This window comes from Flavobacterium sp. LK-23 (genome assembly GCF_058135255.1).
The window spans coordinates 71,122-96,492 of sequence record NZ_JBYUVT010000016.1; the positions used below are offsets into that span (position 1 = coordinate 71,122).

At 33.6% G+C, this 25,371-nt stretch carries 17 protein-coding genes, 1 pseudogene and 1 riboswitch; of the genes and pseudogenes, 7 read left to right on the forward strand and 11 right to left on the reverse strand.

Going from position 1 to position 25,371, the window contains the following annotated elements:
- Window positions 1-24 precede the first annotated feature (24 nt).
- A complete protein-coding gene (locus AC3Y25_RS19360; protein ID WP_489903871.1) occupies window positions 25-888 on the forward strand; it encodes a leucine-rich repeat domain-containing protein in 864 nt (287 codons plus the stop codon).
- Here AC3Y25_RS19360 and AC3Y25_RS19365 read toward each other — a convergent pair.
- The 10 genes from AC3Y25_RS19365 to AC3Y25_RS19410 all read right to left on the reverse strand — a co-directional run bounded on the left by AC3Y25_RS19365 (window position 885) and on the right by AC3Y25_RS19410 (window position 20,413).
- Window positions 885-1,523, reverse strand: coding sequence for an NAD(P)H-binding protein (locus AC3Y25_RS19365; RefSeq protein WP_489903872.1), 639 nt, complete (start codon window positions 1,521-1,523; stop codon window positions 885-887). The genes AC3Y25_RS19360 and AC3Y25_RS19365 overlap by 4 nt on opposite strands.
- Window positions 1,524-1,823: 300 nt before the next feature.
- The gene (locus AC3Y25_RS19370) at window positions 1,824-4,103 is read right to left on the reverse strand and encodes a T9SS type A sorting domain-containing protein (RefSeq protein ID WP_489903873.1); all 2,280 of its coding nucleotides are present in this window, start codon (window positions 4,101-4,103) and stop codon (window positions 1,824-1,826) included.
- A gap of 162 nt (window positions 4,104-4,265) precedes the next feature.
- Window positions 4,266-5,462 carry a cell surface protein gene (locus AC3Y25_RS19375; protein WP_489903874.1) on the reverse strand — a complete coding sequence of 399 codons (1,197 nt, stop codon included), beginning with the start codon at window positions 5,460-5,462 and terminating at the stop codon, window positions 4,266-4,268.
- A gap of 3 nt (window positions 5,463-5,465) precedes the next feature.
- The gene (locus AC3Y25_RS19380; RefSeq protein WP_489903875.1) at window positions 5,466-6,611 is read right to left on the reverse strand and encodes a YncE family protein; all 1,146 of its coding nucleotides are present in this window, start codon (window positions 6,609-6,611) and stop codon (window positions 5,466-5,468) included.
- Window positions 6,608-8,656 (reverse strand): TonB-dependent receptor, encoded by a 2,049-nt coding sequence (locus AC3Y25_RS19385; protein ID WP_489903876.1) that lies wholly within the window; start codon window positions 8,654-8,656, stop codon window positions 6,608-6,610. The genes AC3Y25_RS19380 and AC3Y25_RS19385 overlap by 4 nt, the downstream gene beginning before the upstream one ends.
- 115 nt (window positions 8,657-8,771) lie before the next feature.
- Window positions 8,772-8,974: riboswitch (cobalamin riboswitch) on the reverse strand.
- A 45-nt stretch (window positions 8,975-9,019) separates the two neighbouring features.
- The gene (locus AC3Y25_RS19390) at window positions 9,020-10,216 is read right to left on the reverse strand and encodes an alginate export family protein (RefSeq protein ID WP_489903877.1); all 1,197 of its coding nucleotides are present in this window, start codon (window positions 10,214-10,216) and stop codon (window positions 9,020-9,022) included.
- Window positions 10,217-10,538: 322 nt separating this feature from the next.
- Window positions 10,539-11,186 carry a porin family protein gene (locus AC3Y25_RS19395; protein WP_427873419.1) on the reverse strand — a complete coding sequence of 216 codons (648 nt, stop codon included), beginning with the start codon at window positions 11,184-11,186 and terminating at the stop codon, window positions 10,539-10,541.
- 65 nt (window positions 11,187-11,251) lie between these two features.
- Complete coding sequence (locus tag AC3Y25_RS19400; protein ID WP_489903878.1) at window positions 11,252-17,389, reverse strand: M4 family metallopeptidase; 6,138 nt, start codon at window positions 17,387-17,389, stop codon at window positions 11,252-11,254.
- A gap of 386 nt (window positions 17,390-17,775) precedes the next feature.
- The gene (locus AC3Y25_RS19405; protein WP_489903879.1) at window positions 17,776-19,401 is read right to left on the reverse strand and encodes a tetratricopeptide repeat protein; all 1,626 of its coding nucleotides are present in this window, start codon (window positions 19,399-19,401) and stop codon (window positions 17,776-17,778) included.
- A 100-nt stretch (window positions 19,402-19,501) separates the two neighbouring features.
- Window positions 19,502-20,413 carry a YybH family protein gene (locus AC3Y25_RS19410; protein WP_489903880.1) on the reverse strand — a complete coding sequence of 304 codons (912 nt, stop codon included), beginning with the start codon at window positions 20,411-20,413 and terminating at the stop codon, window positions 19,502-19,504.
- Between the two features lie 323 nt (window positions 20,414-20,736).
- On the opposite strand from AC3Y25_RS19410, the gene AC3Y25_RS19415 reads away from it, so the two are divergent.
- The 3 genes from AC3Y25_RS19415 to AC3Y25_RS19425 all read left to right on the forward strand — a co-directional run bounded on the left by AC3Y25_RS19415 (window position 20,737) and on the right by AC3Y25_RS19425 (window position 22,418).
- Window positions 20,737-21,330 (forward strand): hypothetical protein, encoded by a 594-nt coding sequence (locus AC3Y25_RS19415; protein WP_379800420.1) that lies wholly within the window; start codon window positions 20,737-20,739, stop codon window positions 21,328-21,330.
- A gap of 125 nt (window positions 21,331-21,455) precedes the next feature.
- On the forward strand, window positions 21,456-21,941 hold the full coding sequence (locus AC3Y25_RS19420) for a GNAT family N-acetyltransferase (RefSeq protein WP_379800418.1): 486 nt from the start codon (window positions 21,456-21,458) through the stop codon (window positions 21,939-21,941).
- 3 nt (window positions 21,942-21,944) lie between these two features.
- On the forward strand, window positions 21,945-22,418 hold the full coding sequence (locus AC3Y25_RS19425) for a MarR family winged helix-turn-helix transcriptional regulator (protein ID WP_489903881.1): 474 nt from the start codon (window positions 21,945-21,947) through the stop codon (window positions 22,416-22,418).
- Between the two features lies 1 nt (window position 22,419).
- Here the strand turns inward: AC3Y25_RS19425 and AC3Y25_RS19430 are convergent, their stop codons facing one another.
- Window positions 22,420-22,776: a winged helix-turn-helix transcriptional regulator gene (locus AC3Y25_RS19430; protein ID WP_427873402.1), complete on the reverse strand. Its 357-nt coding sequence runs from the start codon at window positions 22,774-22,776 to the stop codon at window positions 22,420-22,422.
- A gap of 107 nt (window positions 22,777-22,883) precedes the next feature.
- Between AC3Y25_RS19430 and AC3Y25_RS19435 the strand changes: the two genes are divergently transcribed.
- The 3 genes and pseudogenes from AC3Y25_RS19435 to AC3Y25_RS19445 all read left to right on the forward strand — a co-directional run.
- Window positions 22,884-23,516 carry a nitroreductase family protein gene (locus AC3Y25_RS19435; protein WP_250835827.1) on the forward strand — a complete coding sequence of 211 codons (633 nt, stop codon included), beginning with the start codon at window positions 22,884-22,886 and terminating at the stop codon, window positions 23,514-23,516.
- A gap of 258 nt (window positions 23,517-23,774) precedes the next feature.
- Entirely contained in the window at window positions 23,775-24,152 is a 378-nt protein-coding gene (locus AC3Y25_RS19440) for a hypothetical protein (protein ID WP_095927542.1), read from the forward strand.
- A 561-nt stretch (window positions 24,153-24,713) separates the two neighbouring features.
- A pseudogene (locus tag AC3Y25_RS19445) lies at window positions 24,714-25,157 on the forward strand (transposase); the annotation flags it as partial.
- Between the last annotated feature and the right edge of the window lie 214 nt (window positions 25,158-25,371).

Sequence of the window (25,371 nt, forward strand, 5' to 3'; positions counted from 1 at the left end):
TTTAGTTAAAATGTATTAGACGTTATGAAAAAACATATTTATAATAGTAGTATAAACATGTATGAAATAGATCCAAGATTTTTAGAAGAAGGAATATCCGAGGCAAAAAAAAAATCTTTTGATTCGATTCGTATCAGAGCTTTTGTAGATGATTGTGATTTTAAATGTCATTTAGACTTATTGCCTTTACAAGATAAAACATTTATAAAAAAATTATCGATTGATAACTCTTTTAAACTTCAAAGTGTTAAAAACACTGAATCCATTTATTCTCTACAAAAACTAATTGATTTTACAATTGCTTTACCAATAAATATTGATTTTAAAGAATTAACTCAATTAGAAAAATTATATCTTAATAATGAAAGTTATAAAAACTTAAACTCTTTGATAAATTTAAAGGAGCTATATTTTTCCAGATATTCTAAAGAAAATTGTGGTGAGTTATCTCAATTAAAAGAATTAACTTTCTTAAGACTAGATAACTCTAAAAATTTAGTTTCACTTGATGGAATTAAAGAATTAGGAAATTTAAAAAGGATTTGGTTAATGAATAATTCTAATTTATATAATGCCGATAGTCTCGCAGAATTAAAAAAATTAGAAAGATTAGATATTGAAGGAAGTAAGAAATTAATCGATTATTCTTTTTTGAATAATAATCAGAGTATAAAAAAATTATTAATCTCTGAATTAGACTCTTTAGATTTTGTTCGAAATATGAATAAATTAGAAAGTATTAATTTTTGGAATTGTAAAAGTGGGGATTTATCACCATTGTTAGAGTGTCCAACTTTAAAAGAGGTTTCTTTTCATCCCCAAAAAAAATACTATTCACATAAGAAAGATGAGATCAATAATATATTAATCGAAAGGAATAAAATTTAAATCTTCAAAATATTATATAACTCCAAAGTAAATTTTCCTGTAGAAAATTCTTTTGGCGCTTTTAATAATTTCGTTGCTAAAAATGCTGTTGAAATGGGTTTCAAATTTTTTAAAAGACCTATTACATTCAGCGTTTTAATTAATTTAATCGAAATCTTTTCTCCCCAACGATCTGAACCTTCACGAATAAGCGGTCCAGGTCTGAAAATAATGTATTGCGGAAAATGAAGACTTTCAATATACTCTTCCAGTTTTCCTTTCATCATCGAATAAAAAACACTGCTTTTTGATGAAGCGCCGTAAGACGAAACCAAAACGACCGAATTGACGTGATTTTCTTTCGCGGCAGCGGCAAATTGAGCAGGAATATCATAGTCAATTTTCCATTGTTTTTCTTTAGAACCCGCATCTTTTAAAGTTGTTCCAATGCAAGAAAAAAGAACATCGCCCGTAATTAATTCTCGAAACGAATTTACTTCTGAAAAATCAACAACGTGTTCTGTTAATTTTGAATGTGATTTTCCTGTTGGACGTCGCACAAAAATGGAGACTTCTGAATAATCACTACTTTCTAAAAGAAGATTAACCAATTCTTTTCCCGTCGCGCCTGTAGCTCCAATTACCAATGCTTTCATAATATTCGCAAATTTTGTATCGTAAATATAATGATCTTTTTATTGAAAAAAACGTCTACCAATATGTCGTCTACCAATATTTCGCTCCTACGGAGCGTTTTCTTTGGTTATTCTATTTGCTATAAATATTATGCTTCTCCGAAGCATTAAAAAACATATTGTGCTTGGTTTTTCTTTGCCTTTAAACGGTCGAAAACATTGGTTACACTTCTTTGCTGTAAATATATTTTTGCTCAGGAGCATTTATAAAAAAAAGGCTGTCACTTTGGTGACAGCCTCAAATTATTGCAATTCTAAATTTTATCTTTTAATAAATTTCTGTGTATACTTTGCTTTGTCTGTCGCAATATTGATAATGTAAAAACCTTTAGCAAAATTACTTACATCAATTTGATTGTTGTTAATTCTAGTATTAAGGGTTCTTCCATTAACATCATAAATTACAACATCAATAACTTCCTCTTCACTACTGATATTCAGATAATCTGAAACTGGATTTGGATAAATAGACAAGTGCACTTTTGTGAATTCATCTCTTCCTAATGTCGATGTGTTAACTGAAATCGATTTTTCGACCACTTTCCCGTTAGAATTAAAACTAACTACAACAGTTGCTGTTCCTGCATTCTTTGGCGTTAAAACCAATTCTTCGTTAGCATTAATTTCTGCTAAAACAATATTTTCATCACTATTTGATTTTATCGTTTTTACAATCGCTAGCGAAATATTATCTTCATCTGAAACTACCGTTTTCAAATCAATAATTGTTGGACTTAACACTGAAACTTGTGAAGGTAAAATTGCATTGACAACTGGCGCTGCATTATCAGGAAATACCGTCATAGCAGGAAACCAATAATAATCGTTTAGAGTTTTAGTATCAATCAATTGCCCTGTAGTATCGTAAGTATGAACCCAGTTTTTTTGATAATGCGCTCCAAATCCGCTTTCGGTTGTGTTTACAATTAAGTTACCAGAAACTGGATCAATACGCAATCCAGCACCGTAAACAATCTGTTTGTACGTTCCTGTTTGTCCAGGAATTGTAGCAAAATTTTCATTGAATGTTTTCGTTGCAATATCAAACTTTACAATTTTAATTCCACTAACATAACTGCTTACACCATTGTTCCAATACAATGCATTTTCTTTATTGCTATAAGTAAAACTTCCTGCATTCCAAGCTCCCCAAGAGCCTAAATATTGAGTGGTTGGTATAGCATATTCGGTAGTTGCAAAAGTTAAGGGGTCAATAGCAATTATTTTCTTATTTTGAATTCCCCAAACACTTCCATCTTTAGCCTGCGTAACCGAATGGAAAGCTCCAGAAATGGTTTTTACTACAGTATTTGTTTTAGGATCAATAACTAAAATTCCTGCGCTCTGTTTTACAGCAAAAACATATTGCGAAGTACGAATCATATTCCCGATTTGCCCCAAGTACTGACTTCCGCCGCCCGTTCCTGCAATCAAGCTTCCAACTTTCATATTGGCAATATCAAAAAGAAAAACTCCGTTTGAAGCACCTATATATCCTGTTTTTTCATCAACACCAACGAAAGAACGACCGTCTCCTCCTCCAATGTTATCAAATCCAGCAATTTTTTTCATGGTTAAAGCATCGGCAACAACCAATCTTCCACCTGGCGTATAGTGTGTATCTCCTCCATCTGCCGCTTGTTTAGAAACAAAATAAAACTTATCTCCGTAAATCGTTCCGTACTGTGTAGTTGCGCCAAAAGCTTTATTTTCATTTACATCGCTATAAACTCTATAATTAATTTTTCCGTCATTGCTGACAAAATTTACAGATCCATTAGTGTGGCCAAACCATTCTTCGTTTACCATGAAATAGCCTTTAGTAAAATCTATTGTTTTAGAATAAGGAGCAACTGGAGTAAAAGTTGTGGCAATATCAAAGCTTTCCATATTTGGATTAAAATTCCAGACATCCCAAGAGCCATTTTGCAATTCACGAGTAGAAGCTCCAACACCAGAATAATTATAATCGGCATCTGTTGGATCTTTAACCCAATAAGACCAATATCCTACCATCCATCCTGACTGCCAATGATCATTTGGATCTATGCCTGTATAAGAATCAAAATCGTATTCGCTAGTATTAATAAGACCATCAAAAGGATAATAGGGATACTTTATATCTCCATCTTTATAAAGTCCGTTTGTACCTGTTCCATTCAAATCGAAACCTAAACCGCCAATTGCAGATCCATACTGAGTTCCTTGTCTGAGTAAGGCAAAGAAACGCGGATCAGCCTTTGCAACGGCTTTAACCATATCTTCTCCTGTTGCAGTTCCATTCCATTTAAAACCCCAAACCAAAGCGTCAGCAGTTTTACCGTCATTCCATTGCACCACAAATGCAGCCTGATTAGATCCACTTCCAACCCAAAACTGAATATCTGCCAAAGTGGTTGCATTGGCGCTTTTTGCCGTTACTTGTTTTTGCGTTACCGTTTTTGATTTAATATCATTTCTAGGAACGCCTTGTACTGTTATCTGTGCATTGGTTAGAAATGCAAAAAATAACAGGATGACTATAAAGTAATTTTTCCTCATAATGTATTGATTTTAAAATGTTGTGTTAATCTGTTGTTTGTTTAACACATAGAAAAATCGGGAATGTCTTGTTTGCCGTAAACTTTGTCAAAGTTTAAAACTTTGACAAAGTTCTAGTAAGAAATCACAAGACTAAATCTATGTTTCTATGTGTTTAAAAATTTAGTTAAGATGTAAGTCGTAAGCCCCAGAAACTTCTGTAGAAACCTCTCCAAGCCAGCCTGCTTCCTGATTAATTGCGGTGTAAACTTTTACGAAATCAATTCCTGGAAGTTTGACATATTTTCCGTTTTTATCTACTGCCCAAGAAATGTCAATATTCGAAGCTTCATCGTTATTGGGTGCATTATCGGCATAGCCAAATTCAAACGATTTGCCTACCCAATACGAGCCTTCGCCACTTTGATCGTAGAAATTATCTGCGATTTTGGTTCCTTTCAAAGTATAAGAAGCGTCGGCAATCCAAAGCGGATAATAACTTTGATTATGAAATACATTTTGCACTTTATAACCTGATTGCCCAGCATTATCCTGCCATTTAATATATTCTGTATCAAATTGCCAAAATTCATTTCCTGTCAAAGGTTCCTTATTGGCATCTGGTTTAAAATAAGTGATCTCGTAGTTTTTTACTGTAGTGCTCTTAAAATATTCGCTTCCAGCAATTTCGTACCATTCGTCTTCATCGGGTTTTCCATTTTTATTCTTGTCATAAGCCACCATAATAATTCCGGGTTCACACGATCCTGCGCGCGCTTCATTGGCTTCATTTCCCCAAAAAGCATTTCCTAAAATCTTAAAATCGCGACCGCCCATATTCGGAATCGTATGGTCGAAACCAAAAACTACATAACCGCCAAAACCACCAAGGGAAATCATAGACGTATTTGAACCCACGATTGCTTTTTTCGCAGCTGTAATGATATTGGCTTCTGTATTTCCTGTTACATATTGCGGAATTTCATTAGTAAACTGCCCAACTGCTGGACGAAAATCAAGTACATTAGAAATATATTTACTGTAAGTTCCCGTTTCTTTGATCACATTAATTGAAGAAGTGTAGACTTTTGACTCTCCATTAATTTCTACTTTTAAAGTCAGCGGATAATTTTTTTGAAAAGGACTAATAAAATCTAAATCTGCATTTTCTGAAATTATAGAATCATTAATGCTCCAAGTCAGTTTTGCAGTGCTCGGAAGAGCTGTAGCAATATTCAGCACTTTAAAACGGTCAATTGTATACAATTCTTTCAGCACTTCTGCAGGAAGCAAATCTTCTTCGTTGTCTTTATCGCAGGCAACAAATCCCAAAAAGAGAATTGAAAACAAAGCGATTTTGAAAAGGTTTTTGTTTGACATTTTTTAATTTTTAGTTATAAAAGCAATATGAGCGGGAATATTTCCTGCGGTTGTTTTCCATTTTAATTTTCCATCGGTTGTAAAGCAGTAGATATAACCTATTACTACATAGTTTTGAGCGTCGGTAATGTAGATTTCTTTGGTTTCTGGATTGACTTGAAGACCGTACGGAATCATGATTTGTTTGTCGGTTCCGTCTGTGATAATTTGGTCTGCAATTACTTTTTTTGTTTTGGTGTCTAAAATTCCGTAACTCACTTTATTGGTTCCCGTTAGATAGCTCCAAGAAACACTATAGTAATACAATAAATCGTTAACGAGACAAGTTCCAGAAACCGGAATATCGAGTTGCATTTTCTTTTCATCTGTTTGTGTATCAATTACAAAAAGATTAGATGGCGTGTTGTAATAATCGCCTCGTGAACTCACATAAATATCGCCTCGACTGTCAATCTGCATGCTGTATAAATTTATTCCAACATCGATTTTTTTAATCTCTGTAAACGTTTCTAAATCAATTACAGAAACCGTTCTGTCATAATTTGGAACTCTGTAACCGCCAGAATTGGCTACATATAATTTTCCGTTATGAACGACCATTTGTTCGGGCTGATAACCAACCGTAACTTTTCTTTTTATTTCTAATGAAGTCGTATCAATTTCGGCAACAAAACCAATTTCAGCATTCGGATTTATGGCAACAGGTCCAGAATACGAACTCACATACGCTTTCTCTTTATAAAAAGCCACATAACGGCAATTTGGAATATCTATTTTCTTAATTCGTTTTGCTGTCCATTTTTCTAAAACTTCTACTTTGTTAGAACAATTAATGACCGCATAAACCTTATTTCCGTAGATTTTAATGTCGTTTCCAACATCTCCCAATTCTTTTACCACACTCGGATTTCGTTCTGAATATACATCTGTAGTGTAATTTCCTGTTCTGTAATTGAAAACATCCAAACTCGCACGGTTCATTCCCATATTGCCTTCGTTTAGAAGATAAAAACCCTCAATCTTTCCATCGCTTCTTGGTGCTGCAACACTCACATCTGAAGAAAGAAATATCGTTTCGTCTTCTCTGCAGGAAACTAAAAAAATGGCAATACTTAAACTGAATACTATTTTTAAAATGCTCTTTTTCATAACTCAAAACTGATTATAAATTTGAATGTTCTTCCCGGCATCGGATAATTGTAAATCACTTCATATTGCTGATTAAAAGCGTTGTTGACTTCAATCGTTCCGTTCAGTTTGTAATTTTTGAATGTGAAAGATTTTTGAACCGCCAAATCGTGCGTATACCAAGGCTGAACTTCATTTACTTTAATATTATTGACATTTCCGTTGTAGCGTTTTCCAACATAAATGAAGCTGTAATTGAAATTCCAAGATTCATAACCCGCATTCAAAATTCCAGATCCGCTGTGCCAAGGCGTGTAGGGAATCTGATCTCCATAAGAAGACATTTCTAAACCTACAAACTTTGTAAAATCTTGACTTTGAGAATACGTATAGGTTAAATTGGCATCTAGTTTTAGCTTATTAAAATGCGTTGCCATATTCAAAACCGTTTCGATTCCTTTTCCTTTTACTTGCCCTATATTGGTCATCATCCAGCGAAATAAATTTCCTGTTGGAGCAGCAATAATTTTATCTTTTGTATTGGTATAATAAGCATCTGCCTGAAAAGAAAATTTATCAAAAAAGCTTTCCCTTACGGGGAAATTATACGTAAAACCAACATCGTATTGATTCATGTATTCTGGCTTCAAAGTGCTCGAACCGATCATGGTATAATACAAATCGTTGAAAGTGGGCATTCTGAAAATTCGTTTAGCGAAAGCTCTTAAATTGAAATCGTATTTCTTAAACGGCGTATAACCAAGAAATATAGCGGGAGTAAATTCGGTTTTATTGGGTGCTTTGGCATTGTACTTCACTTCTTCGATAACGCGAGTTGCGAGTACATTTCCTAAAACTTTAAAACCTTCATATCGATAGGAACTTGCCAGAGAAACAAGTGCAGTATAACGCTGCGGAAAAGAAAACTGTGTCTGAATGCCTCTTCTAGTTGCATTTAGTTTATTGTATTGAAAATCGGTTGAGAGCGAAACATCCCAAGTGGGTAAAATGCTGTACATATTGACTGCAGAAAAATAGGCTTCCTGCTGATAATAACTATCATCAGATTGCACGCCTTCTGTTACGGTTTCTCCTAAAACATTGGTTGCATCTCGTGCAATATAATGGGTGTAATCGTAAGCAAATTTTCCTTTTAGCTGAAATTTATATTTCTCTGAAACGTCTTTTGTTAAAGAAGACTGTCCGAAAAAATTCTTGTCAAATTGACGGAAACCATCTCGAAACTTATTTTCTACAATGGCACCTGGAGCGCCTCTTTCAGAATCGTAGTAATACACTTTGGCATCCCAAGTTCCTTTATTTATTTTTCCGAACAAGCCCGATTCCAATCGGAATGCCTCAATATCGCTATTCCATCGCGTTGCTGTGGTATCGTAGGCAATGCTTCCGTCTTGATTTTTTCTTTTGTATCTAAATTTATACTGTCCGTTTGATTTGATGTATTCTGAGCTTACACTCAAACTGACTTTGTCGCTTAGTTTTTGTTCCCATCTAAAAGAAGGATCATGATAATCAATAGACATTGTTTTGTAACGAACCAGCAGATTTGTTTTCTTATTGCCCGAAAAAGCAGGTCGTTTGGTTCGCAAATAAATCGCAGAAGCAGAAGCAAAATCTTTAGCCGATTGAAAAATTTCACTTTTCTGACCGTTATACATCGTCAAAGATTCCATGTCGTCAAGCGAATACTTTCCTAGATCGGTTACGCCATTTTGCGCATTTCCAAGCTGAATTCCGTCATAAAAAACACCAACATGATGCGTTCCCATATTACGAACATCAACCGTTTTGAGTCCGCCCACTCCACCATAATCTTTAATTTGAGTTCCAGCAAAATAACGCAGCGCATCTGCGACATTGTGAGTCGCCAAATTCTCGAGTAGAACACCCGAAAGACTTTGTACGGGAATCACTTCCTGATACGGTTTTCCTTTTAAAATAACTTCTTTTAAAACCCGCGAACTATCAGTCACTGCTTGAGAATGAAGCAAAAAAGGAACAAGTACTAAAAAAACAGAAAATAAAGTTTTACTCAAATTATACATCACGATTTTATTAAATAAACTTTACGTGATGCAACAATTATAAAAACATAGAAATAGGCCAACTATCCTAAATAGCAGGTCATTATCTTGTCATCAACTTCATACCACGAAAGTTTTAAACTATGTGATCGTGGCAGGTCTCCTGACTTATTCCATCTTTAAACGGCCTTCTCATCCGAAACAACGAACAATGGCATTAGTAATGTTTAAAGACTTAAATAGAACTTACAGTAGCGGGTCTGTTCAGGATTTGCACCTGATTCCCTTTTAACTATTTCTTCTGAATTGAAAAAATAGACCAAAATCAGCCGCAAAGATATAATTATCTTTTACAAATGTAAATGCGAAAGATTTTAAAGCCTATTATTTTTTGTTTCTTCTAAAATTGATCGCATTAAAAGAATACGAAACCATCAAATAACTCCAAAACGACAGTTTTTCTACATCTTGTATTTTGGGAAGGTTTGTCATTGAATCTGTAGATTTATAAAATGAAAATGCACCATTAATTTCTAACTCTTTAATAGGAACATATTTTATAGAAATATCATTTTCAAATCCTAAAAATTTTGACATTGCCTGATTTAAATTATGCTGCAAAGAATATTGTGTATAAAAAAGATGAAAATCTGAACGAAATGTCAGTTTTGAATTTATTGGAAACAAAGCAAACAAATACGGATTCACAAGACCTTTTCCTCCAACATCAGCAGGAAAACGCGTAAAAACATTCATATTTCCATTAAACTTCCAAGTAACGCCATATAAAACATCAAAGTCTCCTGAATTTTCTTTCCCTGTCTGTAAACTGTTTCCGCTAATTATCTCCGCTCCTAATCGTAAAGTAGTTTTTGGCAATGATAATTTCACTTCTGGCTGGAAATAGTATGCAAACAAATGTTGCCCTTTTTGATTTCTACCAAATTGCAAATAGCTGTTTAAAGTATAATACCATTGCTTCTTTTTAAACTCAATTCTTCCTCCTGTAGTGGCGCGAGTGTATAGTGTTTCTGAATTTGTTTTCTCTAAAAAATCAACTGTATTTATAGAATTAAAAGAAAGATTTTTATTCGAATTATAACTAAAGTTGTACACCAGCATGTACTTGTATTTATTGGAAGCAACTGGAGAATAAGCACTTTCAAAACTTGTATTGTATTTTCTCGTAAACACAAAGAAAAAATCATGGGCAAAATGTGGCGTATATTTCATAATTCTAATTCCTTCATGGGCTCTACCCTGCTGAGCCCAAGGCGCATCCGAAAATAATCTGCCGTTATCTAATAAAATATTTTGTCTTCCTACACGAAAGTTTATGTCCTTAAATTTCGTTTCCAAAAACAACTGATAAAAATTTATGCTTCCGACTTTAGAATTTGAATTTGCTTCATCCCACAAATGAATTTCTTGTAAATCGGATTTTATAAACCATTTTTCACGCAAGTATTGCATTGAAACTCTATTTCTCTGCGTTATGTAAAAATAGGGATCTATCGAGTCATTTGGAGGAAGTATATAATTTGAAGTATATTCTGCTCTTGGACGTATTTGTATATTCATCAAAAACTGCTGCGACAAACTATCGCTTTTTTGTGCATTTAAATATCCACTAACTACTAAAAACAGTAAAAAGACAATTAATTTAAATGAGTTTGCCCGAATCATATATACAAATCCTATAGAATTACTATACAAATGTAATAATATAAGTAGTGTTATTTATTCTCGCAAAAAGACTTATTTGTGATATCGCTTCAAAGAAATAGCTAATAGGTTCAAAATTAAGCTCTATAATCCGTCTGAAATTAATATTGCTAAAGCAAAAAAACCACTCCTAAAAAAGAGTGGTTTAAAAAAGATATGAAGAAGAATGTTACTAACTCTACTTAAAAAAATAACCTACTGTTATTTGAAAAATTCGGTTCTTCATATCACTATTAATACTATAATTCGTGTTTGCGGTTACATCTTTAAAGACATTAGTATAAGAAACATTATATCTTGCATCTGCATAAAATTTGTCTTTAAACTGATAACCCAATCCGAAATTTACAGAAGCATCTACTCCATTTGAATACTCTTTTAAATTCATTTCTTCATGGTTATCATAACCTAAAAAGTTGTCTTGATATTTATTATTTGCTTTTAAAAGTATTCCTACTTGAGGCCCAGCTTGTAAACTCAACCCTTTAACAACATAATATTTCAGCATTACTGGAATGTTTAAATAATTTATGGCAATGGTGCTTTTGTAATGTGAGTTTTGAACTTCTGGATCTGAATAAGACAATTTCATTCCCTGCTGACTGTATAATAACTCCGGCTGTACCGAGAAGTTTTTTGCCAACGGAATTTCAGCCATTAAACCGGCTGTAAATCCTGTCTTATCAGAGGAGTTCAATTCGTTATCATCAAATGTTAGGCTCGAAATATTCAAACCCGCTTTTACTCCCAGTTTCACCTTTTCGGTTTGGGCCATTACACCTGCACACATCAGTAGTGCACAGATTATTAGCTTTGATTTTTTCATCTTTTTCGTTTATTTTTTAGAAGAGCAGTTCTACACGAGAACTGCCATTTCTATCTGTATTTTTGTTACTTTTTAATGATCTTAGCCGTGTACTTTTTACCTTGAACTGTACAGTCTAAAATATAAACTCCAGTTGCAAGCTGACTTACATTTACACTTGATGGAACAGCAGAATAGGTTTTACTCCAAACGGCATTGCCTTCCATAGAGTAAATTTTCATTTCAGCTTCACCTTCTGCTTTTTCAGCCAAGAAGATATTTACATTATCTGCCACTGGATTTGGGAAAACTCGGAATGAATTTGTCAATTTTCCGATAAGCAACCCTTTAGAATCAATTGGAGCAGACATATTTGTACAGCCGTGTGCATTGGTTACTTGAAGACTATAACTTCCTTCCCAAATTGTAGCAACTGTTTTTTCGGTTGCATTTGGCAAAGGCCTACCGTTTAAATACCATTGGTAGCCAGCAGCATCATTAGAAGCTGTAATTTTATTTCCTTCTAATGCCTGGATCTCTGGAACTGTGTTTTCAAGAACATTAATCGTTGTAGTGAAAATTTTTCCTAATCCGTGTTCGTTGTAAACCGTTACATAGTAATCTCCGCTTTCTGTTGTAGTGAAAATTGGATCTGTAGAACCATCAAACCACTCGTAAGCAGCATAATTTCCAGGATTTAAAACTACTTCAGGACCACAAACATCTCCGCTTGGAAGCTCAGATTCGAATGTATCAAATACCACCGTTACTTTTTCAGTAAGGCTGCATCCGTTTTCTAATGTTGCTGTTACGGTATAATCTCCTGCTTTATCAACATTTATAGAATTGGTAGTTTCACCTGAACTCCATTTGTATGAAGTCGCTTCTAATTCTTTAGCAGAAAAGTTTCTCTCTGCATCCAGAAATACACTTTTGCCTGCATAAGCATGGATAACTGACACATCAAACATTTTAAAATCTGACGGTACACCTTGGTATACATAATTCTTGATACTATTGTTTTGTTCGATAGCATCGTTTTCCATTTTTGCATTTATGGCAAATACATGAGAATCTCCAGAGTCATCTAATTTAGGCTGTTTGATAAAAGTATAATCAATACTTTCGCCAACTGGAATTCCTGATGCAACGGCTTCTGAGATTTTTTCTGATGTATTACTATACTCCAAATCTAACTGGATAGAATTTTCTTTAATAGCAACTTGCCCTTCGTTTGTCAGTCTAACTTTTACTTCGCTATTACCGCAAATATCTTTTGGAGACAAAATTTGAACAGAAACATCTAAAACAGCCTCGCTAATCACTTTAAGATCATCTAAAACCATATAAGAATACCCATCTGATTTTGCATGTCTAAAACGGAACAATACTGATTTTCCAGCATATTTGGTAATGTTTAAGACTGCTTTTTGCCATTCGGTATCTACATAAGTTCCTTGATTTGTTGCTCTCCAAGCTTCAGTCCATTCTCCGCCAACTGGCTTAATATCTACAATTAAAGCATCATTGACATTACTTTGCATAGCGTAATAAAACTCTAAAGCTGTAGCACTTGCAGATAGTTTATAAAGTGGAGAAATTAATTCGCTATAGTAATAATAACCTTCTAATTGACTGTATAAAAGTTTACCGTTAGCGTCTCCTGTTCGGTTTTCTAGTGGAACCGTCAAATAGGTATTATCTGGAGTTGTAAGAGCTCTCCAAGGATAATTTTCATCACTTTGATTAGAAATAAACCCTTTTGATCCAAATATTGAACCTTGCGTCAGGTTAGAGAAATCCTCTGTGTTTAGTTCCAATGCTTTTTCAACAACTTGAAAAGATGCAGTAAGACTTTTAACATCTGTATTTGCCTCTCCATCGGCAGTTGCCTGCACTTTAATTTCGTAATTTCCAGCAGCTAATTTAGGAAGACCGTCTATTTTATAAACAAGAGTTTCACCTTGTCGTATCGTTTTAGTTCTTTCTAATGAAACTGGTTCACCAATGGCGTTTCCGTTCTGAAGAATTTGATATTTGATCGTAACTTTCTCCAATGTTTTATAAGCTACATTTCTTGCATCAATATAAAACTCATGCGAAGGTACATCTTCATAAACCGTTTCACCCACAACTAAATTCGATAGCTGTAAATTACTTTTAGTTGATGTAATTTCAATATTATCTACTGCAAAACCATTACCAAAAAAGCCGTTGTCATTTTGCTGAAAGGCAACCATAACACAAGAATTTCCAGCATAAGCACTTAAATCAACGTTATATCCAAACCAAGCACCATAATAAGGCATTTTAAACACCTCTTTCCAAGTTGTTCCACCATCTGTGCTTACTTTTACAAAACCGTCTGACCATTGTTGCGGATCTCCAAAACCATCAAATGCTAAGTGTGCTTCTTTGTAATTGGTTAAATCAAATACTGGTGAAACCAGCATATCGTTTGAAGCATCACAATTACATTTGTCATCATTACTTGCCATAAACTTGGTGTGATCTTCAAGAAACCATCCTGGAGAGCCTAAATCTGCTCGCACTCCATGTTTCCATCCTGCAGAACCTTTATTTTCAGAAGTTCTCCATCCTTTATATTTAGAATCGTCTTCAAAATCCATTTTGTACGGAAGTACAGAAACTTTCATGTCTTCATTATTCCAATTATCGTATGTTAATGTTACGGCATTGTTTCCTTGTTTAAGGTCTTTTGCCATGTCTTCAGGAAAAACAGAAACCGAAATCGTATGCTCTCCGATGTTTTTTAGATTAATATTAGGAACCGAATAGTTTATCGTGTCTTTAAACTTAGCGAAGTTTAAAGTTGTTTTTTCTGATTTTGAAAAAACTTCGACTTTTGCTGCATCCAGAATTTTAGTTGTAATAATAACTTCCTGACTTGCAGTCGCAAAATTGTTTGTTATTTTAGCAATTACTGCCGCATTATTATTGTTGATATCACATTTACCAGCGTCTAATTTTGCAGATACCAATTCTAAATCGTAAGGCGCATCGCTCACTAAAATGTTATCTATAAATCCACCTAAGAATCCGTCATAATAGTCATCCGATTTTACGTGGAAACGAATAGCGGCTTTTTTTCCTGCTAATTCATTTAAACGAATTTGATACGGATCTTTTCTAAGTTGGGTATTTACACCTGTAAACCAAGCGCCATCAAATAAATCATTGCCATGTTCTATTTCTGGATAATTTACTGTATTTATTTTTTTCCAGCTTTTACCTTTATCTTCCGAATATTCAACAATTAAACCATCGTAAGTTCTATGCAGTAAATAATACAAATCGAATTCAACATATGGAGAAACTACATTAGTAAAATCGAAGATTGGGGATTCTAAAACGAAATCAGAATTAAGTCCCATTCTGTCAGTTCCTTTAAAGTCTACCATTCCCCACATATATTGTGATTTAACAGTTCTAAAAGATGCAGGATAATTTTGAAATACAAACTTCTGATTTCCGCTTAATACTTTTGTGTTCCATCCTCCAGGCGTTCTTTCAAATCCTTCACTATAAGGAAATTGTGTAATAACATCGCTGTAAGCAGCATTTATGATACTATTATTTGTAGTAACTGGATCTTTATCATAGGTTACATAAGCTTCGTAAGTGTGTAATCCCGCCGCTGATAAATCGACAGCAGTATCAAAAGATATTTTCATTTCTGAATTTCCTTTAAAAGCAGTCTGCAATGTCACATCTTTCCAAATTGTTGTGCTTCCAGCTTTTGTATCGGCATATCCAATTTTTAAAACAGTTCCCGCTGGAATATCTTGACAGCCTAAATTAAAAATCGTAATAGACGGAGTATAACTTGTAGTCAGTAAATCTCCTGTATACATTGGAAGATCTAAAGCTGTAGCTTTAATATCAAAATCTTTTTGTGCAGTGGCAACATATAAACCTGTAACAAAAGAATATCCTTCTTTAACCCCAAAATCTACAATCGGATTAAGATCTACTTTTACTTCTACATAGGTCGTCGCATTTATTTGATACGGTATTGTGCTTTTTACTTCGATAGTTGTTTCTTCTCCAATTCCTAAATCTTTAGTAAAAGGAACTTTCCCATCATTGGTATAAAAAGTAATAAGTCTGCCAAGTGCGCTTGCCATGGCTCTTAATTTGAAATTTAAAACTTCATCCGCTTTAATAACAGAAGTTCCTGTATTTCTTAGTGTAATATAAAAAGGCTCGTCACCTTTTAATGGCCCGCAAGAAGTTGAAGGATTTTCTACCGAAACAATAGTTATTTGTCGATCTGCATAAGCTGTACCTACCCCAATGGCATACCAAGCATTAGTAACTTGTTTAAACTCTTCAGAACCTAAACCATACAAATCTTCTGTTGCCATCAAAGTTGCCTGACGCATGTCGCTAAAATTTGAAGACGGCGATAAATATTCTGTTAATGCTATGTAGGCAATCTTTTCCGCTTTAGCTAAACCAATTGGTTTAACTGTATAACTGTTATTAAGGTCATTAACTCCTTCTCCACCTTCAGCCAAAAGATAAAACCAATAATTGGTAATACCGCTGTTAATGTGCACACCTCCATTATCATACGATGTGTTGGCTGGATTTACCCAATTTGTACCTCCATAGGTATCAGGCTGACCTTGGGCTTTTGGATTAGCCATACTTCTTAAACTTCCGTGAGAATACAATTCGTCTCCCAAAAGCCAAATATCATTTTTAGTATCTCTTCCAGCGTAAAATTCAATAGAAACACCGAAAATATCACTAAAAGATTCGTTCATTGCACCCGATTCTCCTTGGTAAATTAATCCGGCAGAAAATTGTGTTACTGCATGCGTTAATTCATGTCCAGTAATGGCCAAACTTACAAAAGGCTGATTTTTACCATCTCCAAACTGCGCCCATCCTCCTGTCCAAGAGGCATTTTCTACATTGGTTCCTAAGTGAGCAAGACCAAAAATGGTCATTCCTTTGTCATCAACACTATTTCGGCTAAATTTTTCTTCGTAATAGTTTAAAGTCTTTTGCAATCCCCAATGAATATCGATTGCCACTTCATCATGATCTTTGTTGTATAAATCATTCCAGTTATTATCTTCATCGATATATTCTGTTAGCACTTCATCAGATGCATGTTCTGCATGATTCATATTCAAAGTATAAATGGGCACTTTGTATTTTCCTTCCAAAGTTTCTAATCTATAACCATCTGTATATTGAGTTGTACCAAAAGTAACATCTCCAGAGAATCTTGCTTTTCCTTTACCAATTGTACTTCTGCCATCAATAATAGGCGAAGAAGAAGAATGAAGATCTCTACTTAAATCAATTTTTAAAATGACTTTTCCTGTATTAGCATCAACATAAATCGTCTGACTTGACTGCGGATTTGTAGCGAAAATATCGTACTTCCATGCCAAATGATATTCTGTTAATTCAGAAGAAAAATTAGGTCCCACATAAACCAATTCTCCTTGCGGTTTTGTACTGATTTTTTTATGGACTAAAGCCGATAATTTTTTGCTTTGCCAAACATATTCTTTAGCATTTACTGTATTTAATGCATTTTGTAAAGCTGCCGACGCGTTTACTTTATAATTACTGTTTGCAGGCAATTTTTTACTGATATGCCCAAAAGCTTCAATTTTGCTCTTATTATCTCTCACTTTATAAATCGCTCCTTCAACAGGAACAGCATTATGCATTTGCTGATAAGTAGCAAGACTTCTGCCGTGTTTATCTGAAACCGATCTCAGTTGCATCTTATCTGCACTCGAAAGTTCAAAATCTGCTCTTTTAACTTCAAACACATTGCGAATTGTCAGATTAGACGATTTTGCAAAAGATCTCACTTTTGTACTGTCTGCGCTTTGAACATTTTTTGCCGTTGAAGCACTTTGACTTTTGTCAAAAAGTTTCTGACTAGCTTTTAATCTCTTATTTACATCATCACTTTCTTGTTGCGAAAGTGCTGTTCCATTGACACTTTTTTGAGGTGAAAGAATGTTAGAATCATAATCCTGATTAGCATTCTGATCGGTCTTTTTTTGAGAAAGCTGCTCTTTTTTCTGATTAGCGGCTGGCGATTGTACGGCCGTCTGCGCATTAGATGTTTTGTTTTTTGGAAAAGGAGACTGAGCCATTCCAGCGGAACAGACCAAAAAACCTAACAAAAGAAACAAATACCTGGGTTTAGAGTAAATCTGGTTCATTTTTTTTAAATTTAAAATTAGTATTAAGGCTGCGAGTTAATAGATATGATGGTTCGCAGAAAACCACAAAAGCAAGTTCTTAGAATCAATTCGGCGGTTGATTCTTAGAACTTGCTTTCGTTATTTTTTGTAGAATTTTTAAGAGCGCACTCTTTTTTGTTTTTGTTTCTTCTAGAAGTTCTTCCAGACTTTTAGAGGGTTCTTCTTTTTTTGTGGTATTCATCCAAACTTGTTTTTGATAATCGTTTGGTAAAAATAGAAGGACGCTATAAGGCTCGAAAAAAAAGGACTAATGCAAAAACACTCGCAGGCAGAAATAGAGCACTCAGAAAACACTCTTTTTAAAATAAAAACAACTATATCAAACAGTTACACTTAAAATTATTTTACAATAAATCGACTTTAAAACTGTTCAGATAAGTGGAAAGATTTACTTTTTCGTTGGTTAAATCGAACTTTTTGCGCAATCTGGTTCTCGCATTTTCTATCGATTTAAAGGATTGTCCTGTAATTTGGGAAATTTCTTTTGTAGTTAAGTCTAAATAAAGCAGCGCACAAAGTCGGCGTTCTTTTGGAGTAAGTGTCGGATAATCTATAGTCAATTTATCGAAGAAAGATTTATGAACCTGTTCAAAACTAATTTCAAATTCTTTCCAGATATCGGCATTCAAATCTTTTTCCAGTCGTTTCAAAACAATATCAATTGCCTGCTGTAATTCTTTGTTGGCAGTTTTGAGTTTGATTTTTTTAAGATCCGTCAGGATTTCGTTGATATTATCGGTACGATGAATTTCGGCCATAGCCTTACCTACCAAAACCATATTTTTGGCTTCGAGACTTTGATTCAATTCCTGCTGTTTGGCTTTTAATTTCTCTTTTTCCAGCTGATTGGTAATATTTCGGTTTCGATAACGAATTAATAAAAGGATTAAAGTCAATATTCCAATAACCAATATTAACCCAACCACATAATACTTAAATCTGGTTTTCTCTTCCACTAAAGTTCGAATCTGGCTTCGGACTTTATAATCTTGTTCGAGTTTTATTCTTTCTAGATTTACGGCCTTTTGTTCGATATTAATACTGTCACTAATTTTATTGAACTGCTGAAAATAAAAAACAGCATTTTTATAATCACCCATTTGTAAATAGGCTTCATAAAGCATTTTGTTCAAACGCATGCTAGAAAAACCAAATAGATTTCCTTGAGAATATTCCAAAGACTTTTTCGCATTTAAAATGACTTTATCCAGTTTTTTTTCTTGTAAATTATATTCGGAAAACGATTCAAAAACAAAGGCTTTTAGTGAATCATCGATAGGAGTATCTATTAATAAAAAAGCTTTTTCAAAATACAAATCAGCATTTTTTTTATCTCTTTTTAAACTATAAGCCCTAGCCAAATTGGTGTACACATAAACTGTTAAGGTATTGTTTTTTAGTTTTTTTGCAATTGCATCGGCTTTATGATAATAATGCAAGGATGAATCTAAGCTTTTACCAAGATAAGTTGTACCAATGTTGTTTAATATTTTTAGCAGTTTTTCTGGCTGGTTCTTAGATTTTTGATAACGATATACATTTAGGAAATACTTGAGCGCTTTTTCTTGGTTATTGGTTTTTCCATAAGTAATGGCTAGATTATTTTCTACCTGAACAATTTCATCTTCAATGTTATTGCTTTTATAAATTTCATAAGCCTTTAAATAATATTGCAAGGTAATATCCAGTACGTCTTTTGAACTGTAAATTCCTCCAGCAGATAAATAAACTTTAGCTAAAGCTAAATCGGCTTTGTCTGTTTTTTTTGCCTCTGTTTCAGCCAGCTCTACATATTTTATCGCTCTATCCCAATCAGAATCTTGAAGTTGGGAAGCAATTTTTAGGGCTAAATCCACTTTTTTTTCGTGATTATCAATAGTATTTAAACTATCAATCCATTCTTTTGTTGAAGGTTGCGGATAAATATAAAAAGTAGTAAAAATAAAAAATATGCAAAGTAATCGACCCATCGTGTGTAAAAATGATAAAGATGGATTCAAAATTATACAAAATTATTAGTATTCAACAACAAACAGAAGAAATAAATGATATCTAAAAAAGACCAAAAAGTTAATCATGATTTACGATTTGGCGAAAAAGCAGCAACTCTCCATTACTGTCTTTTTTCCAGACATTGATGCTTTTCCCTTTTACATTTCCGTGATTGTCACAATCGCGCCAATCAACGCTGTAGAAACCAAATTCTACAATCGCTTTTTGTGCATAAATAATATTTGAAGTTTCAATCGAAATTTGTTCGATACGCAGTGTACCCGGTTTTTCATGTTCTGTAAAATAATCCGTAATTTCCTTTTCACCCGAAAGAATTGGAGTATAATAAGTTAAATACATTGCATCTGGCATAAACATTTTGGCATGCTCTGCTCCTTGTCTATTTTGAACCATCTCTTTAATGGTATTATTTCTTTCTTTTACCTCTAAAGTTAATTTGTCTGTCGGAATATATTTTTTAGTCTTTGGAATTTCGATATCGTTTATATCTGGAATATTTTTATCATCAAAATAACTTGAAGAACCCCAGATTTCCGCAGCAATTGTTGGAGGCACGCCCTTTTTTGAAGGCTTTTTCCATAAAACAGCATATTTTCCAATATAAGAAAACGCTTTCTGTTCGTTTAGATTTAAGTCTTCATTAAAAGTTCCTATTTCCAAAACATAGTTTCCAAAATCCTGTAATTCTAAAATTGTTTTTTGATAGGAAGTAATTTTTGCCTGTTTCAACCATTGTTTATAAAAATCGCGAATCGTTTTTCTACCCACTCGCTGTCTGCTATGCTCAGGCATAAAGATGGTTTGATCTGTATACGCTTTTACTAAATCGTCTTGATTTCCTTTTGTAAAAGCGATTGCAAATGAGGCATTATAATCTTCAATCTGCTTTTTAATACTCGAATTTGTGCTGTTTTCCTGAGCAAAACTACCGAATGCAAAAAGGAAAAAGATAAAACTTAACCTATTCATACCAGAAATTATTTTATTGAATAATAAATATACAAAATATTAATATTCAATATCTTACAATAAAACAAATATAAAAAGAAGGAATTTAAAACATTTTCCCTTTCCATATATAAAAGAAAGAATCTTCAAAACTTCACAAGAATATAGAGATAATTCAGTTTCAGCAGAAAACATTTAAATTTTGCTTATAAAGAAGTTAATTCTTCGACAAATAATTCCTAACAAGACAATATTTGGTTTCATAAAATGTTTATATATAAAAGAGTATGATGCATCTATTTTTTTTTAAAATCAATACCACACAAGATTAATAGTATAAAAACATGAAAAAAATATTTTTGATAATTGCCTTTGCTTCCTTTTCATTGCACAGTTTTGCTCAGGAACTTGATAATAAATTCAAATCGATTCCGGCAAAAAAATCTCCTGTAAAAGAAGTGATTCCGCCCAAAGAAGAAGCTCCAAAAGAAAACCCGCCGGCGCCTATTGAGAAACCTGCACCGCTTCAGGTTAACCCAGACGAGTTATTTAAAAACACTAATCTTTATAAGCCAGAAGCAAATGTTGAGGGAATCTTTTATAGAAGAAATCAGTTTTTAGGCAATTTCAATACAACAGCCGTTACTTCGACCATTATGTATCGCGATGCTGCTTTTGTAGACGGCGATAAAGTAAAAGTATATTTAAACGATCAAGTAATTGAGCCTGAAGTTTTCCTAACTGGAGATTTTAAAAGTGTGAAAATAAACTTAGTAAAAGGAATCAATAAAATTGACATTGAAGCCTTAAACGAAGGTTTTGCTTCTCCAAATACAGCCGAATTTAAAGTTTATGACGACAAAGGTCAGGTTATTTCGTCAAGCGAATGGAATGTTGGTACGGGCTACAAAGCTGTTATTGTATTAGTTAAAGAATAAAACTTTCTAACAGAAATCGTTTGAAATCATAAAAAACACTTAAAACTGCTGGTTTCAGCAGTTTTTTTGTTGTATATATGTAGTTAACTACGTAGTTTTGTACACATATTTAATTTACAAGACAAATGCACATTCAGCCTATACAAAATAAGTACGAAAATGAAATCGTAGATTTGATTTTACACATTCAGCAAAAAGAATTTAATGTTCCTGTTACATTAGAAGATCAGCCTGATTTATTGGATATTGAGAACTTTTACTATAAGCCAGGCGGGATTTTTCTTGGTGCTTTTATAGACGAAAAATTGGTTGGCACAATTGCTTTGGTAAAATTCAATTCTGAAGCTGCAGCAATCAGAAAAATGTTTGTTAAAAAAGAATACAGAGGTAAAGAATTCCAAATTGCTCAACAATTATTAGAACAGCTAATTGCATACAGCAAAGAAAAAGGAATTAAAGACTTATATTTAGGAACGGTTTCTTTACTGCAGGCGGCTTTGCGTTTTTACGAAAAGAATAATTTTGTAACGATCGAAAAAGAAGCGCTTCCAACTGATTTTCCGTTAATGAAACCCGATAATGTTTTTTGTCATTTAAACCTAAAGCAATAAAAAATGAATATAATTGACGAGATTGGAATATTAGCCATATCAACGCGGTTGCAGCGTCTGAGCGAACAGTTGCGCAAAGACGGTGCCTTAATCTACAAATCGTTCGATATTGATTTTGAACCGAAATGGTTTCCTGTAATCTATACGCTTCACATCAAAGAAATGCTTAGCGTTGTAGAAATTGCGAGCGAAATTGGCTATAGCCATCCGTCAACTATAAGTTTATTGAGGGAATTAGAAAAACAAAAACTGATCAGTTCTAAAAAAGACAAGTTAGACGAACGCAAGAGATTAATTGTGCTTACCGCCAAAGGAAAAGAACTGGTCGTAAAAATGCAGCCAGTTTGGACAGTGATGAAAAATGCTTTAAACGAGATCACCGATAATCAGAACAATCTTTTGAGAGCTATTGAAGAAACGGAGCAAAAACTGGCTACACAAGGATTTTTTCAGCGAATTTCAGAATTCAAAAGCTGATTTACTCTTTACCCGTAATCTTTTTTCTGTGATTATGTCCCCATTTTGCCAAAGAATCAATTACCTCTTTTAAAGTATGTCCATATTCTGTTAACTGATATTCGACCGTTATGGGCTGCGTATTCAAAACAGTTCTGGTAACCAATTGGTTTTCTTCAAGGTTCTTTAATTCTCTGCTTAACATTTTTCCCGAAATACCTTCTACTTCCCTCAATAAATCGGTAAATCTTAAGGTATTAAAGCACAGTGATGCAATTATAGAAATTTTCCATCTTCCGTTTAAGATATACATAGCATCATGCACCGCCATAATGTGTTGGTTGCATGATTTTTTATCGTGTATTGGTTCTTTTATCATGTTCTATTAGTAGGTTACCTCGATGTTACAGTTACTTTTGGTAATCGGATGACAAAAATACACTTAAAGTTTTTACATTTGAATACAATTTTAATCAATTAAAAAAAATGGCCTTAATAGATGCACTAAAGTGGCGTTATGCTACAAAAAAAATGAACGGACAAGCTGTTCCGCAAGAAAAAGTAGATTATATTCTTGAAGCTGCAAAACTTGCACCATCTTCTTCTGGATTACAGCCTTATAAGATTTTTGTTATCACAAACAAAGAATTAAAAGACAAACTTAGAACGGTTAGTTTTGACCAAAGTCAAGTTACAGATGCTTCTCACGTTTTGGTATGGGCTGCTTGGGACGGTTATAGTTTAGAAAAAATCTCTGCTGTTTTTGACAGAACAATTGCCGAAAGAGGAATTCCTGCTGATGCAATGGATGAATACAAACAAAGACTTTGGGGAATGTACGAGCCACTTGGACAAGAATGGCATGCTAACCACGCTGCAAAACAAGCTTACATTTCGTTTGGTGTTGCAATCGCTGCAGCTGCAGAACAGGAAGTAGATGCAACTCCAATGGAAGGTTTTATTCCTGCTGAAGTAGACAAACTTTTAGGTTTAAACGAACTTGGATTAAAGAGTGTTTTAGTTTTACCTCTAGGATATAGAGATCATGAAAATGATTGGTTGGTAAACATGAAAAAAGTAAGAACTCCGCAAGAAGATTTTATAACAGAAATCAAGTAAAAAATTAATTTTTGTTTAAACGAAAATGCTTTTGAAATAGTGCAGCAGCACTTTTTCAGAAGCATTTTTAGTTTAATTATTTCATTTTCAAATTGAAACAAAATTCAATTAAAGAAATCAGAAAAGCTCATTTTTAGAACTTATGTTAATTTTATTATTTGCCTAAAAATAGGTACGCATTACGGATAATTAAATAATATTGTATAATTAATTTTGCCTCATCCAAAACGATTCAATCTAATTAAATCCTAAAAACCTATGTCTGATTTCTTAACGCAATTTGGGGAAGACCTAAAAAAGAACGTCCCAGGTTTCATCGCAGTATCTGTTGCTGAAATCGCAAGCGGTATGTCATATTATTCACACTCTGCAGTTGCAGATTTTGATCCAGAATTGGCATCTGCATACAACCTTGAAGTAGTAAAAGCCAAAATGAATGCTATTAAAGCTTTGAATTTAAACGGTCAAGTTATTGACAATGTAATGATTACATTAAGCTCTCAAATTCACATTATCGACGTTTCTGATAATCAAGATTATTTTATTTATTTGGCTGTAGATTCTACAAAAGCTAATTTAGGTATGACAAAATCTATCCTTAATAAGTATAAAAAAGAAATTGCAGGTAAATTGTAACAAAGTTTTGCCCCCCCTTGATAAAAAGGAATAGTCGTTCGCGAGTATTCCTTTTTATTTTTTAAACCTATTTTATGTCGCTCCTCCGGAGCTTTATATCTTTTGTGCTGTTTCTTTCTATAAATATTGCGCTCCTCCGGAGCTCTGCTGTACAGCTCAAAATCGACGAAATATTTGTAGAAATAAAATCCCAATCATAGAAAAGCCTCGGAGAGGCGAAATATCTATAGAACTACATTTCCAACAATAGAAAAGCCCCAGCGGGGCGAAATATTTGTAGACGAAATATTTATAGAAATGCAATCCCAATCATAGGAAAAGCCTCGGAGAGGTGAAATATTTATAGAACTACATTTCCAATAATAGAAAAGCCCCAGCGGGGCGAAATATTTATAGAAATGCAATCCCAATCATAAAAGAGCCCCAGCGGGGCGAAATATATCGGCACAATCAAATCCTATTCAGAAAACGCAAAAAAAAAAAATTTATTTTTTATTCCAACTTGATCTTCATTTCTTCAAAATATTTTATATTTCGAAACCTAAATAAGGAATTATATAAATGGAATTACGTGCTTATTTTGAAAAATATTCTGATGAAGCAACTTGTATTGAAGAGCTCAAAAACAAACGTCTAGAAAATGGACTTTTGTGCCGAAAATGTGGGCATGACATACATTCTTTTCGTCAGAATGATTTAAAATTTCAGTGCAGAAAATGCGGCAGCAGAACCAGTCTAAGATCGGGAACTGTAATGGAAAACTCCAATCTCCCTATTCGTTACTGGATGATTTGCATAGAATTGATGACACTTTCCCACCGAAAAATGTCAATTCTTAAAATTCAATATTTGCTCGGTCATAAAAGATATGAACCAATTTGGCTGATGGTACAGAAGATTCGTATCGTAATGAAAATTAGAGACGAAAAATATAGATTACGTGCTTACTCCGAATTTGATCCCGAATTTCTTCAGAAAATTGACAAACTTGCGATAGAGAAAAAAACTCGAAAATTGTGAATTGCGAAATGTAAAAACTGCAATAATAACAGCCACAGATTACAGGATTGAAATGATTTTTTAAAATCTGTGTTAATCTTGTAATCTGTGGCTTTGTAATTTTATTGGAATAGATGAATCTTTGCGCGGGCTTCGACTTCGCTCAGCCTAACAAACCTTAAACTGTCAAAATTTATTAAAAAAAATAGCCACAGATTAC